The following is an 11,641-nucleotide window of genomic DNA, read 5'->3' as shown; positions in this document are numbered from 1 at the left end:
GACCTCAGCCCTCAGACGTTCCGGAAGCGGTTGATCGCGTCGAGGTGCTTCTCGCGCATCTCCGGGTCCTTGACGCCCAGACCCTCTTCGGGGGCGAGCGCGAGGACGCCGACCTTGCCCTGGTGGAGGTTGCGGTGCACGTCGTACGCGGCCTGGCCGGTCTCCTCGAGCGAGTAGACCTTCGACAGCGTGGGGTGGATCTTGCCCTTGGCGATCAGGCGGTTGGCCTCCCACGCCTCGCGGTAGTTGGCGAAGTGCGAGCCGATGATCCGCTTCAGCGACATCCACAGGTAGCGGTTGTCGTACTCGTGCATGTAGCCCGAGGTCGAGGCGCAGGTGGTGATGGTGCCGCCCTTGCGGGTGACGTAGACGCTCGCGCCGAACGTCTCGCGGCCGGGGTGCTCGAAGACGATGTCGATGTCCTCGCCCCCGGTGAGCTCGCGGATGCGCTTGCCGAAGCGCTTCCACTCCTTCGGGTCCTGGGTCTGCTCGTCCTTCCAGAACTTGTAGCCCTCGGCGTTGCGGTCGATGATCGCCTCGGCGCCCATCGCGCGGCAGATGTCCGCCTTCTGGTCGCTGGAGACGACACAGATCGGGTTGGCGCCACCGGCCAGCGCGAACTGCGTGGCGTACGAGCCGAGGCCGCCGCTCGCGCCCCAGATCAGGACGTTGTCGCCCTGCTTCATGCCGGCGCCGTTGCGGGAGACGAGCTGGCGGTACGCGGTGGAGTTGACGAGGCCCGGGGCCGCCGCCTCCTCCCAGCTGAGGTGCTTCGGCTTGGGCATCAGCTGGTTCGACTTGACCAGTGCGATCTCCGCCAGGCCGCCGAAGTTGGTCTCGAAGCCCCAGATGCGCTGCTCGGGGTCGAGCATCGTGTCGTTGTGGCCGTCGGAGGACTCCAGTTCGACCGAGAGGCAGTGCGCGACGACCTCGTCACCCGGGTTCCAGGCGTTCACGCCGGGGCCGGTGCGCAGGACGACGCCCGCGAGGTCGGAGCCGATGACGTGGTAGGGGAGGTCGTGACGCTTGGTGAGCTCCGACAGCCGTCCGTAGCGCTCCAGGAAGCCGAAGGTGGACAGCGGCTCGAAGATCGAGGTCCACACGGAGTTGTAGTTGACCGAGGAGGCCATCACGGCCACCAGTGCCTCGCCCGGGCCGAGCTCCGGCACGGGCACGTCGTCCAGGTGGATCGACTTGCGCGGGTCCTTCTCCCGGGTCTCGAGACCGGCGAACATCTCCGTCTCGTCCTTGTGCACGGTGATCGCGCGGTACGACTCGGGGATCTTCAGTGCGGCGAAGTCGGCCGACGTGGATTCCGTCGACTGGATCGCGTCCAGGATTTCCTTCACGGTGTTGCCTCCAGGGGGTCCCCCCGGACGGCGTCCGGGGGAGCGAACGTCCTCGCGGACGCTGAGGGGTACGTCGGGTGGTGTTGCTGCTGTGGAGGTGTGCCGTCGGTTCGGCGGGTGGTGCTGCTGGCAGCGCGGGTGGGCGCTTGAAGGTGCCTGTGACGCAGGCGTCCGGGCGGGCAACCGCTAAGGGTTGCTGGGACAGCCGGCGTACGAGTGTTCTCTGCACGCCGGCCGCCCGGACAACATCAACGTATGGCACGGCGTGCCAGCCCGCAAGACACTCCGTGCCAAGAATTTCTCTTGGATGCAATCTGCGCGACACGTATGAGCGATGATCGATCGAAGTGCCCCGCAAAACGGCTGATGGCCGCCCCGATCGGGCGGCCATCAGCCGCATGTGGATGCGGCGGTCAGGACTGCTTGAGCGCCTGCTCGATCGTGCGCATGACCTCGCTCAGCGGTGCGTCCGTGCGCGCGACCGCCACCAGCACCTCGTCCTGCGTACGGGCCGTCGCCGCAGGCTCCTCGGCCGCCGCGGCGTCGGCCATGACCGCCGCGTGCTTGCGGCCCGCCCCTATCCCGGAACCGAAGGTGTCGCGGACGATGGCGAACGCGTGGTCCAGCTGAGCCTCCACGTCGCCCTGCCCGCCGGCCCGCAGCCAGCGGCGCAGCACATGGTTGTGCGCGGTGACCACCGCGGACGCGGCCACCTCGGCCAGCAGCGGGTCGTCGTTGCCGTCGTGGTGATCGCGCTCGTCGAAGTGGCCCAGCAGATAGCGCGTGAACAGCCGCTCGTAGCGGGCCACCGAGGCGATCTCACGTTCCCGCAGGGTGGGCACCTCGCGGGTCAGACGGTAGCGCTCGACGGAGACGGCGGGGGAGGAGGCGTACATCCGCATCACCTCCTTGATGCCCCGGCAGACGGTGTCGAGCGGATGCTCGTGGGGCGGCGCGGCGTTCAGCACCGCTTCCGCCCGCACCAGGGTGTCGTCGTGGTCCGGGAAGATCGCCTCTTCCTTGGAGCGGAAGTGCCGGAAGAAGGTGCGCCGTGCCACGCCCGCCGCGGCGGCGATCTCGTCGACCGTCGTCGCCTCGTAGCCCTTGGTCGCGAACAACTCCATGGCGGCCGCGGCCAGTTCGCGGCGCATCTTCAGGCGTTGCGCGGCGGCGCGGGAGCCCGCGGCGCTCTCCGGAGCGTCGGCCTGGGCGCCGGCGCGGCCGGAGCGGCGGGAGGATTCAGCGGGCGTGGGCATGATCTGAACGTACTGCATTCGGTCAGCTGGATGCGCCTGCGGGTTGCTGCCCGGCGTCTCCCCCGGGGGCGGGCCGCCCGGACCAAGCAGCCCGCCCCAGCCTGCGTCGAGCTCAGCGCCGGGCATATTCGCGGAAGCCGCGGCCCGTCTTGCGTCCGAGGCACCCCGCGGCGACCAGGTGCTCGAGCAGCGGCGCCGGGGCGAGGCCCGGGTCGCGGAACTCGCTGTGCAGCACCTTCTCGATCGCGAGGGAGACATCGAGGCCGACCACGTCGAGCAGCTCGAACGGGCCCATCGGGTAGCCGCCGCCGAGCTTCATCGCGGCGTCGATGTCGTCGAGGGAGGCGTAGTGCTCCTCGACCATCTTGATCGCGTTGTTGAGGTACGGGAAGAGCAGCGCGTTCACGATGAATCCGGCACGGTCGCCGCAGTCCACCGGGTGCTTCTTGATCTTCGTGGTCACCTCGCGGACCGTGGCGTGCACATCGTCGGAGGTGAGGACCGTACGGACCACCTCGACCAGCTTCATCGCCGGGGCCGGGTTGAAGAAGTGCATGCCGATGACGTCCTGCGGCCGCGAGGTGGCGCGGGCGCAGGCGACGACGGGCAGCGAGGAGGTGGTGGTGGCGAGCACCGCGCCCGGCTTGCAGATCTTGTCCAGGGTGGCGAACAGCTGCTGCTTGATCTCCAGGTCCTCGGCCACCGCCTCCAGCGCCAGATCGACATCGGCGAAGGCGTCCAGCGACCCGGCCGGGGCGATCCGGGCGAGGGTGGCCTCGCGGGCTTCCTCCGTCATCCGGCCCTTGGCGACCGAGCGGGCCAGCGACTTGCCGATCCGGGCCTTGGCCACCTCGGCCTTCTCCAGACTGCGGGCGGCGAGCACGACGTCGTAACCGGCCTTGGCGAAGACCTCCGCGATGCCGCTCGCCATGGTGCCGGAGCCGGCCACGCCGACCGAGCGGACCTCACGGCCGGCGGTGGCCCCGGAGAGCGGCCGCGGGGTCAGGGCGTCGTCCACGACCTCGGCAGTGCCGGGCGCGGCGTAGGTGTAGAAACCGCGGCCGGACTTGCGGCCGGTCAGGCCGGCCTCGCTGAGCTGCTTGAGGATCGGCGCCGGCGCGTGCAGCCGGTCCTGCGACTCCGCGTACATGGCCTCCAGCACGGTGCGGGCGGTGTCGATGCCGATCAGGTCGAGCAGCGCGAGGGGGCCCATCGGCAGACCGCAGCCGAGCTTCATCGCCGCGTCGATGTCCTCGCGGGAGGCATAGCGCGACTCGTACATCGCCGCCGCCTGGTTGAGGTAGCCGAACAGCAGGCCGTCCGCGATGAATCCGGGACGGTCGCCGACGGCGACGGGCTCCTTGCCGAGCTCCCGGGCGAGCGCCGTCACGGCCTCCACCGCGGCCGGGGCGGTCAGCACGGAGGAGACCACCTCGACGAGCTTCATCGCCGGGGCCGGGTTGAAGAAGTGCAGTCCGAGCACGCGCTCCGGGTGCTCGGAGTCGGCAGCGAGCCGGGTGACGGACAGGGCGTTGGTGCCGGTCGCGATGATCGTCTCCGGGCGGACGACGGCGTCGAGCTCGCGAAAGACCTGCTGCTTGGCCTCGTACGACTCGGGCACGACCTCGATGACGAGGTCCGCGCCTGCGGCGGCCTGCAGATCGGAGAAGGTGCGGAAGCGGGCGAGGGTGTTGCGGCGCTCCTCCTCGGTGATCCGCTCGCGCTCCACGGCGCGGGCGGTGGAGGCCTCGAGTGCGACGACGGCCCGGCCGGCGGCGGCGTCGCTGACGTCGATGCCGATGACCTCACGGCCGGCGCGGGCGAGGACCTCGGCGATGCCGGTGCCCATGGTGCCGAGGCCGACAACGGCAATGGTTTGGAGAGGGGTGTCCATCACGGGACTCCAGGGATGAGTGACGACTGATGAGGAGCGCGCGCGGAGGCGGAACGGGAGAAACGCCACAGGCGCGAGGGCCGGACACCGAAAGGGCGTACGGCGCGCGGGAACCGCGTGTCATGGTGCTGGGTCGACGGGCCTGTCCCTGGCCACGTCGTACTTCGTGCTTCGTGGTGCTCGAAACCCCGAAGCCGAACCGACAACCTCTCGGCGGCTGCGTCACCAGGCCGCCGGGAGTCGCGGGGGTGCCCCGCTCACCTGAGATTAACTCGCCGGTAACGAGCGCGCCAGCCCTCGACCGAGGCGCATCCATGTGATCTGGATCGCGGCCCCGTCCCGTCGCTACGATTCCGCCATGGACGAGGAGTTACGGTCGCTGGCGAGCCGGCTGCGCGACGAGGCGGGTGGCGGCCCCGCGTACGAACGGTTGCTGACCACCGCCGATCCGGACGAACTCGTCTCGGTCCTCACCGAACCCTGCCGTCCCCTGTGGGCACGCGAACTCGCCGCGTTCCGCCTCGGCTGCGCCGGGGACCGCCGCGCCTTCGAGTCCCTGGTCCTGCTGCTCAACCACCGCGACCCCGAGCGATGCATGTCCGCCGCCCATGCCCTCGCCGAGCTGGCCGACCCCCGCACGCCCCGGGCCGCCGCCGCGCTCGCCACCAACGAACTCCGCGTCGCCTACGCCCTGTTCCCGGTCCGCCTGCTGACCCGCCTGCGCGCTCCGGAGTCCGTCCCCGCCCTGATCACGGTCCTCGGCCGCCGGCTCGCCGCCGGCGACCCGCACTGGCGGGTGGCTCTGGCGTGCGTGGAGGGACTGGGTGCGCTGGGCGACAGGCGCGCCGCCGAGGTCGTCCGGGCGGCCCTGCCGCACCCCCGTCTCGAGGCGGCGGCGTCGGCGGCGCTGGCGCGGCTGGAGACGTGAGGCAGACATGCCGCGTCGAGAACGTCCGCCAGGGACATCGACCGCGTATCCGCCGGGCTCGTGTCCCGGCTCACCGACCTCGGGCTGCTGAAGCGCCGGCAACGGGTCGTCCCTCTGCACACCACGGCCCGGCCCGGGAGCCGCTCGCGGAGGCCAGGGCTCGAGGAAGCCCGTGTGGCGCGTGCGGCGCAGGCCCCGAGGACGGCGATCCGGCTGCCCTCGGCTCCGCCCGGGACGCACTGACGTCACCGGCCCGGCAGCTCCGTCGGCGTCGGCCACGGACGGTCTGCGGCGCGCCCCGGAGGCGGCCGGTCACTGAGAGGAGCACGTCGGATCGCCGGGAGGCGCGGGTCGGGACGGCAACTGCCGGCCGTGGGGTGCGGGAACCGGTCACGCCACCAGGCGCCGGGAGTACCGGACCTTGGGGACGAGTTCGCAGTCGACCTCGAAAATCTCCTCCGCACCGTCCGGTGCGAAACCCGCCCGCTCGTAGAAGCGGCGGGCGCGGGCGTTGTCCTTGAGGACCCACAGGAGCATCTCCTCGAAACCGCCGGCCCTCGCGCGGCCCGTCAGCTCGGCCATCAGGGCGTGTCCCACGCCGCTGGACATGCGCTCCGGACGGACGTAGATCGCGTAGAGCTCGCACGCGCCCGGACGCTGATCGCCGTGCCTGCCGCGGAGCGGGCCGAAGCAGCCCCAGCCGACCACCTCGCCGTCCCACTCGGCGACCACGTTGCTGACCTCGGCGGCCGTACCCGCCAGGAGACGGGAGCGGTGGTCGGCCGCTTCGTCCGCCGTGTTCATCGCGTCCAGATACGACTGGGGCAGGAGACCGGCGTACGCGAACCGCCAACCGCCCACGCGGATCGTGGCGACCGCGTCGCAGTCGTCGATCGTCATGGCCCGCACGCGCATGCTCATCACTCCGTGGCCTCCCCTCGCCGCAGCCGATCGGCACACTGGCCGCCGAGATCCGTCGACGCTACCGGAATTGGCGTCACAGCAGCGTGAGTTGCGTCGGCTCCGGCGCCACGGGCTCGGGGCGCACGGGCAGCCGGCGGTGGCTGCCCCGGTCGGCGGGGCCGATGCCGAACTCGGCGGCCAGTTCGTGCACATGGCGGGTGATCCGGCGCTGGTACCACTTTGGCGCGTAGGCGCCCTCCGCGTACAGCCGCTCGTACCGTGCCACCAGATGCGGATGGTGTTCGCACAGCCAGGCCATGAACCACTCGCGGGCGCCGGGGCGCAGATGAAGGACGAGCGGGGTGACGGAGGTCGCGCCCGCGGCCGCGATCGCCCGGACCGTGGCGCGCAGCTGGTCGGGGCGGTCGCCGAGGAACGGGATGACCGGCGCCATCAGGACGCCGCAGTCGATGCCGTGCTCTGTGAAGGTGCGTACGACGTCCAGGCGGCGCTCGGGAGAGGGGGTGCCCGGTTCGACGGTGCGCCACAGCTCGTGGTCGGTGAAACCGACGGAGACGGAGATGCCGACGTCGGTGACCTCGGCGGCCTGGACCAGCAGATCCAGGTCGCGCAGGATCAGCGTGCCCTTGGTCAGGACGGAGAACGGGTTGGCGTGGTCGCGCAGCGCCGAGATGATCCCCGGCATCAGTCGGTAGCGACCCTCCGCCCGCTGGTAGCAGTCGACGTTGGTGCCCATGGCGATGTGCGCGCCCTGCCACTGGCGGGAGGCCAGCTGGCGGCGCAGCAGCTCGGGGGCGTTGACCTTGACCACGATCTGGGAGTCGAAACCGAGACCGGTGTCCAGGTCCAGATAGCTGTGGGTCTTGCGGGCGAAGCAGTAGACGCAGGCGTGGGTGCAGCCCCGGTAGGGGTTGACCGTCCATTCGAACGGCATTCGCGACGCGCCGGGCACCCGGTTCAGGATCGAACGGGCGCGGACCTCGTGGAAGGTGATGCCCCGGAACTCGGGGGTGTCGAAGGTCCGGGTGGTGACCGCGGACATGCCGAACAGGGCGGAGTCCCCTGATGTGGCGGGGCCGTCGACCAGGTTGTCCCAGCGCATGGGTGCCTCCTCGTTCGCTCTGGCCATAGAATAGAACACCTGTTCCCATGATCGCCGCAATCGTGATTTGGGGGCCCGCGCCGAAGGTGGTTGGCTAGCGGTGTCCCGCTGGAGCGAGTGTTGGAGGAGCAAGCAAAATGGCGCAGGTCGAAGCCACCACGGAACGGATCGTCGCGGCGGACGCGGAGACGGTGTTCGATGCCGTGGCCGACTACGAGAACACCCGCGCGAAGCTCCTGCCCGAGCACTTCAGCGAGTACGAGGTCCGCGAGGGCGGCGACGGTGAAGGCACTCTCGTCCACTGGAAGCTCCAGGCGACCAGCAAGCGTGTCCGCGACTGCCTGCTCGAGGTGACCGAAACCAGCGACGGCCGCCTCGTGGAGAAGGACCGGAACTCCTCCATGGTCACCACCTGGACGGTCACGCCGGCCGGCGAGGGCAGGTGCAAGGTGGTCGTGACCACCGTCTGGAACGGGGCCGGCGGCATCGGCGGCTTCTTCGAGAAGACCTTCGCCCCCAAGGGTCTCGGCCGTATCTACGACGCCGTGCTCGCCAACCTTGCCGCGAGCGTGGAGAAGTAACCTCACCGGTTCGAGTGGTCTTTCCCGCCGTACCGACGTGCGCCCGGCGCGCTCCCGCGCGCGCCGGGTCACTGGGAAAGCCGCTGGTGAGCGCCCCAAATGCGCCCCCTCCGAGGGGTGTTGAGCCGGCTCGCGAACGCCCGGCCGGCCCGTGCCCGACTTGCTCCCCCCTTCGCGCGCAATGCGAAGAATGACGCCGCACAGCGCGACGAGCAGTGCGTCGAGGGGAGACGGACGTGGGCGGCATCACTCTGGTCAAGGACGAACCGGCCGCACCGGCCACCAGCGGCCCTGTCGACCCGCCGCCGCCCGCTTCGGAGACGGCCCCGGCGCCGCTCACCCCCCGCCGCGTACGGCTCGTCTTCATGGGCCTGATGCTCGCGCTGCTGCTCGCCGCGCTCGAGCAGATGATCGTCGCCACTGCCCTCCCGAAGATCGTCGGCGAGCTGCAGGGCCTCGACCGGATGTCGTGGGCGATCACCGCCTACCTGCTCACCGCCACGATCGGTCTGCCGGTCTACGGCAAACTCGGCGACCTCTACGGCCGCAAGGGCGTCTTCCAGTTCGCCATCGTCGTCTTCGTCGTCGGCTCCGCGCTCGCCGGCTGGTCACGCTCGATGAACGAGCTGATCGCCTTCCGCGCCGTCCAGGGCATCGGCGCCGGCGGGCTCATGATCGGCGTACAGGCGATCATCGCCGACATCGTCCCGCCCCGCGAACGAGGCCGGTTCATGGGCCTGATCGGCGCCGCCTTCGGACTCGCCTCCGTCGCCGGCCCCCTGCTCGGCGGTTTCTTCACCGACCATGCCTCCTGGCGCTGGTGCTTCTACTTCAACGTCCCCTTCGGGCTGGTCACCCTGGTCGTGGTCAGCGCGGTGCTGAAGCTTCCCAGGCCCGCGGTCAGGGCCCGGCTCGACGTCCTCGGCACGCTGTTCCTCGCCGCGGCCTCCACCTGCCTGGTGCTGCTGACCAGTTGGGGCGGCACCGAGTACGCATGGGGCTCGCGCGTGATCGCCGGCCTCGGCGCCGGAGCGGCGGCGAGCACCGTGCTCTTCCTGGTCGTCGAGCGTTTCGCGCCCGAACCGGTCATCCCCCTGCGGCTGTTCCGCGACTCCGTCTTCAACATCACCTCGCTCGTCGGCGCCGTGGTCGGCATCGCGCTCTTCGGAGCCGCGAGCTACCTGCCGACCTTCCTGCAGATGGTCGACGGCGCCAGCGCCACCGAGTCCGGCCTGCTGATGCTCCCCATGATGGGCGGGATCGTCGTCGCCTCGATCGTCTCCGGGCAGCTGATCAGCCGCACCGGCCGCTACAAGGTCTACCCGGTGCTCGGCAGCGCCCTTTCCGCCGTCGGCATGTGGCTGCTCTCCCGGCTGGAGACCGACACCCCGCGGCTGGAGTACAGCCTCTGGCAGGCCGTGCTCGGCGTGGGCATGGGCCTGGTGATGCCGGTACTGATCCTCGCCGTGCAGAACTCCGTGCCGCCCTCCGACCTCGGCACCGCCACCAGCGCCAACAACTACTTCCGGCAGATCGGCGGCAGCGTCGGCGCCGCCGTCTTCGGCACCCTCTTCGCCGACCGGCTCACCGACGCCCTCGCCGACCGCCTTCCGGACGGGGCCGGTCTGCCCGACCCGTCCTCCATCACCCCGCAGATGGTGCACGCCATGCCGCCCGCGCTGCGCGACGGGTATGTCCAGGCATACGCGGACGCGATGCCCCGGATCTTCCTCTACCTCGTGCCGGTGCTCGTACTCGGCCTGTTCATCGCCTTCTTCCTCAAGGAGAAACCGCTGATGTCCCACTACGCCTCCGCCGAGACCACCGCCGTCCCGCACGCCCGCACTGCCCCCGCCGCCACCCGGCCCGCGCCGGTACCGCACCTGGCCGGCGTCCCCGTCTGCGGCACCGTTCAGCACCACGACGGCAGCAGCGTCCCGCGCGCCGCCCTCACCCTCGTCGACGCGCAGGGCGCGCAGATCGGCCGAGGAGGGAGCGGCGAGGACGGCCGGTACGCGCTGAGCGTCCCCGGCCCGGGCTCCTACGTGCTGATCGCGGCGGCCGGGGGCCACCAGCCGCAGGCCGTCACCGTCACCGTCGGCGAGCGGCCCGTCGACCTCGACGTCGTCCTCGGCGGTGCGGGCCGCCTCGCCGGTGTCGTCGCCACCGCCGACGGCAGCGCCGTACGGGACGCGGCCGTCACCCTCACCGATGTGCGGGGCGAGGTCGTGGCCACGACGCGCAGTGGACGGGAGGGCGGCTATGTGATGACGGAACTGGTGGCCGGGGAGTACACCCTGGCGGCGAGCGCACCCGCCTTCCGGCCCGCAGCCCACCCGGTGAGCGTGCAGCCGTCCCGGGAAACCCGGCAGGACATCGAACTGGCCGGCGGTGCCGTGCTGCGCGGCACGGTGCGGGCCGGCGACGGCCGGCCCGTCGACGATGCGCGCGTGACACTGCTGGACGCGGCGGGCAATGTCGTCGACACGCTCACCACCGGCCCGGAGGGCACATTCCGCTTCGTGGATCTGTCGTCCGGCGAGTACACGGTCATCGCATCGGGTTACCCGCCGGTCGCGACCGTGCTCCAGGTCGCCGGCGGCGGACGGACCGAGCGCGACCTCCAGCTCGGCCACGCCGACTGAGCCCTGAGCCGCGGGGGAGGGACGTGCCTCGCAGTGTGGCCATGTGCCCTGCAGAACCAGCAGCTTGACCCTTTGTCGGTTCGCTCCGGCGCACCACCCCCTCCGTGACTTCCCGGCGCACCGCGCCGAACCGGCCGTACCGTGGTCGTGGGCCGCGGACCCCGGCGGCGGGGAAGGAGCGCTCCACCCATGGACAGTGGTCCTCCGTCGGCCTCGCCGCAGCAGCACGCCGCCGCCGGATTCCGCTTGCCGTGGTCGTCGTGGACGGGGACGGCCTCGTCTCGCACTGGTCCACCGGCCCCATGCCGGCTCTTCGGCCCGGGCAGGGCCGAGGCCGTCGGGCGACGGGCCGTCGAACTGCTGCCGGTCTCCGGCCTTCGAGAGCGTCCGGGTACCGGTGCCGCCCGGCGACCGGCTCGTGATGTGCACCGACGGACTGGTCGAGATGCGCGGCAAGGACATCGGCGTGGGGCTGGCCACGCTCTTCGAGTCCGCCGCCCACCCGGCCGCCTCCATGGACGACGCCTGCGACACCATCATCCGTGCCCTGGGCGCCAGGGGCGGCCGCAAGGACGACGTGGCACTGCTCATGGCCGTCGAACCGCGGGAGGCGGCGCCGGCGCGCCGGCTGGTGCGGGGACGACTGGCCGCCTGGGGCTGGAGGAGCTGACGGAGACCGCGGAGCTGCCGGCCGGAGAGGTCGTGGCCAACGCCCTACGGCACTCGGGTGCCCGTCAAGCCGAACTGCGGCTGGTACGGGCCGAGTCGCTGCTCTGCGAGGTCGCGGACGACGACCACACGCTGCCGACCCTTCAGGATGCAGGCCCGGACGCCGAACAGGGAGCGCGGGCTGCGCGTGGTGAGCAGTCTGTCCTCGAAGTGGGGCACCGGACGCACGGCGGGCGGCAAAACGGTCTGGTTCGAACTGGCCCTCCCGTAAGGCGCTTCGGGGCGCAACCTAA

General features: G+C 71.2%; 8 protein-coding genes and 1 pseudogene. 4 read left to right on the top strand and 5 right to left on the bottom strand.

From position 1 onward, the window contains the following. Window positions 1–11: 11 nt before the first annotated feature. The 3 genes from ccrA to IE198_RS02645 all read right to left on the bottom strand — a co-directional run bounded on the left by ccrA (window position 12) and on the right by IE198_RS02645 (window position 4,499). Entirely contained in the window at window positions 12–1,349 is a 1,338-nt protein-coding gene (gene ccrA / locus IE198_RS02655; RefSeq protein ID WP_189882146.1) for a crotonyl-CoA carboxylase/reductase, read from the bottom strand. A gap of 413 nt (window positions 1,350–1,762) precedes the next feature. After that, window positions 1,763–2,605 (bottom strand): TetR family transcriptional regulator, encoded by an 843-nt coding sequence (locus tag IE198_RS02650; RefSeq protein WP_229833699.1) that lies wholly within the window; start codon window positions 2,603–2,605, stop codon window positions 1,763–1,765. A 112-nt stretch (window positions 2,606–2,717) separates the two neighbouring features. Continuing rightward, a complete protein-coding gene (locus tag IE198_RS02645; RefSeq protein WP_189882142.1) occupies window positions 2,718–4,499 on the bottom strand; it encodes a 3-hydroxyacyl-CoA dehydrogenase family protein in 1,782 nt (593 codons plus the stop codon). Between the two features lie 358 nt (window positions 4,500–4,857). Here IE198_RS02645 and IE198_RS02640 point away from each other — a divergent pair, with 358 nt between their 5' ends. Continuing rightward, window positions 4,858–5,427 carry an adenylosuccinate lyase gene (locus tag IE198_RS02640; RefSeq protein ID WP_189882140.1) on the top strand — a complete coding sequence of 190 codons (570 nt, stop codon included), beginning with the start codon at window positions 4,858–4,860 and terminating at the stop codon, window positions 5,425–5,427. Window positions 5,428–5,817: 390 nt separating this feature from the next. Here the strand turns inward: IE198_RS02640 and IE198_RS02635 are convergent, their stop codons facing one another. Further along, entirely contained in the window at window positions 5,818–6,348 is a 531-nt protein-coding gene (locus IE198_RS02635; RefSeq protein WP_189882138.1) for a GNAT family N-acetyltransferase, read from the bottom strand. A 76-nt stretch (window positions 6,349–6,424) separates the two neighbouring features. Further along, on the bottom strand, window positions 6,425–7,453 hold the full coding sequence (locus IE198_RS02630; protein WP_189882794.1) for an Rv2578c family radical SAM protein: 1,029 nt from the start codon (window positions 7,451–7,453) through the stop codon (window positions 6,425–6,427). Window positions 7,454–7,590: 137 nt separating this feature from the next. Between IE198_RS02630 and IE198_RS02625 the strand changes: the two genes are divergently transcribed. The 3 genes and pseudogenes from IE198_RS02625 to IE198_RS02615 form a co-directional block, all read left to right on the top strand. Then, entirely contained in the window at window positions 7,591–8,034 is a 444-nt protein-coding gene (locus IE198_RS02625) for an SRPBCC family protein (RefSeq protein ID WP_189882136.1), read from the top strand. Window positions 8,035–8,270: 236 nt separating this feature from the next. Continuing rightward, window positions 8,271–10,679 (top strand): MFS transporter, encoded by a 2,409-nt coding sequence (locus IE198_RS02620; protein ID WP_189882134.1) that lies wholly within the window; start codon window positions 8,271–8,273, stop codon window positions 10,677–10,679. Window positions 10,680–11,055: 376 nt separating this feature from the next. After that, a pseudogene (locus IE198_RS02615) lies at window positions 11,056–11,619 on the top strand (SpoIIE family protein phosphatase); the annotation flags it as partial. Between the last annotated feature and the right edge of the window lie 22 nt (window positions 11,620–11,641).

This window comes from Streptomyces xantholiticus, from assembly GCF_014651015.1.
Lineage (GTDB): Bacteria > Actinomycetota > Actinomycetes > Streptomycetales > Streptomycetaceae > Streptomyces > Streptomyces xantholiticus.
Note: the sequence above shows the minus strand (reverse complement) of the source record. Positions and strands in the feature narration are given on the sequence as shown.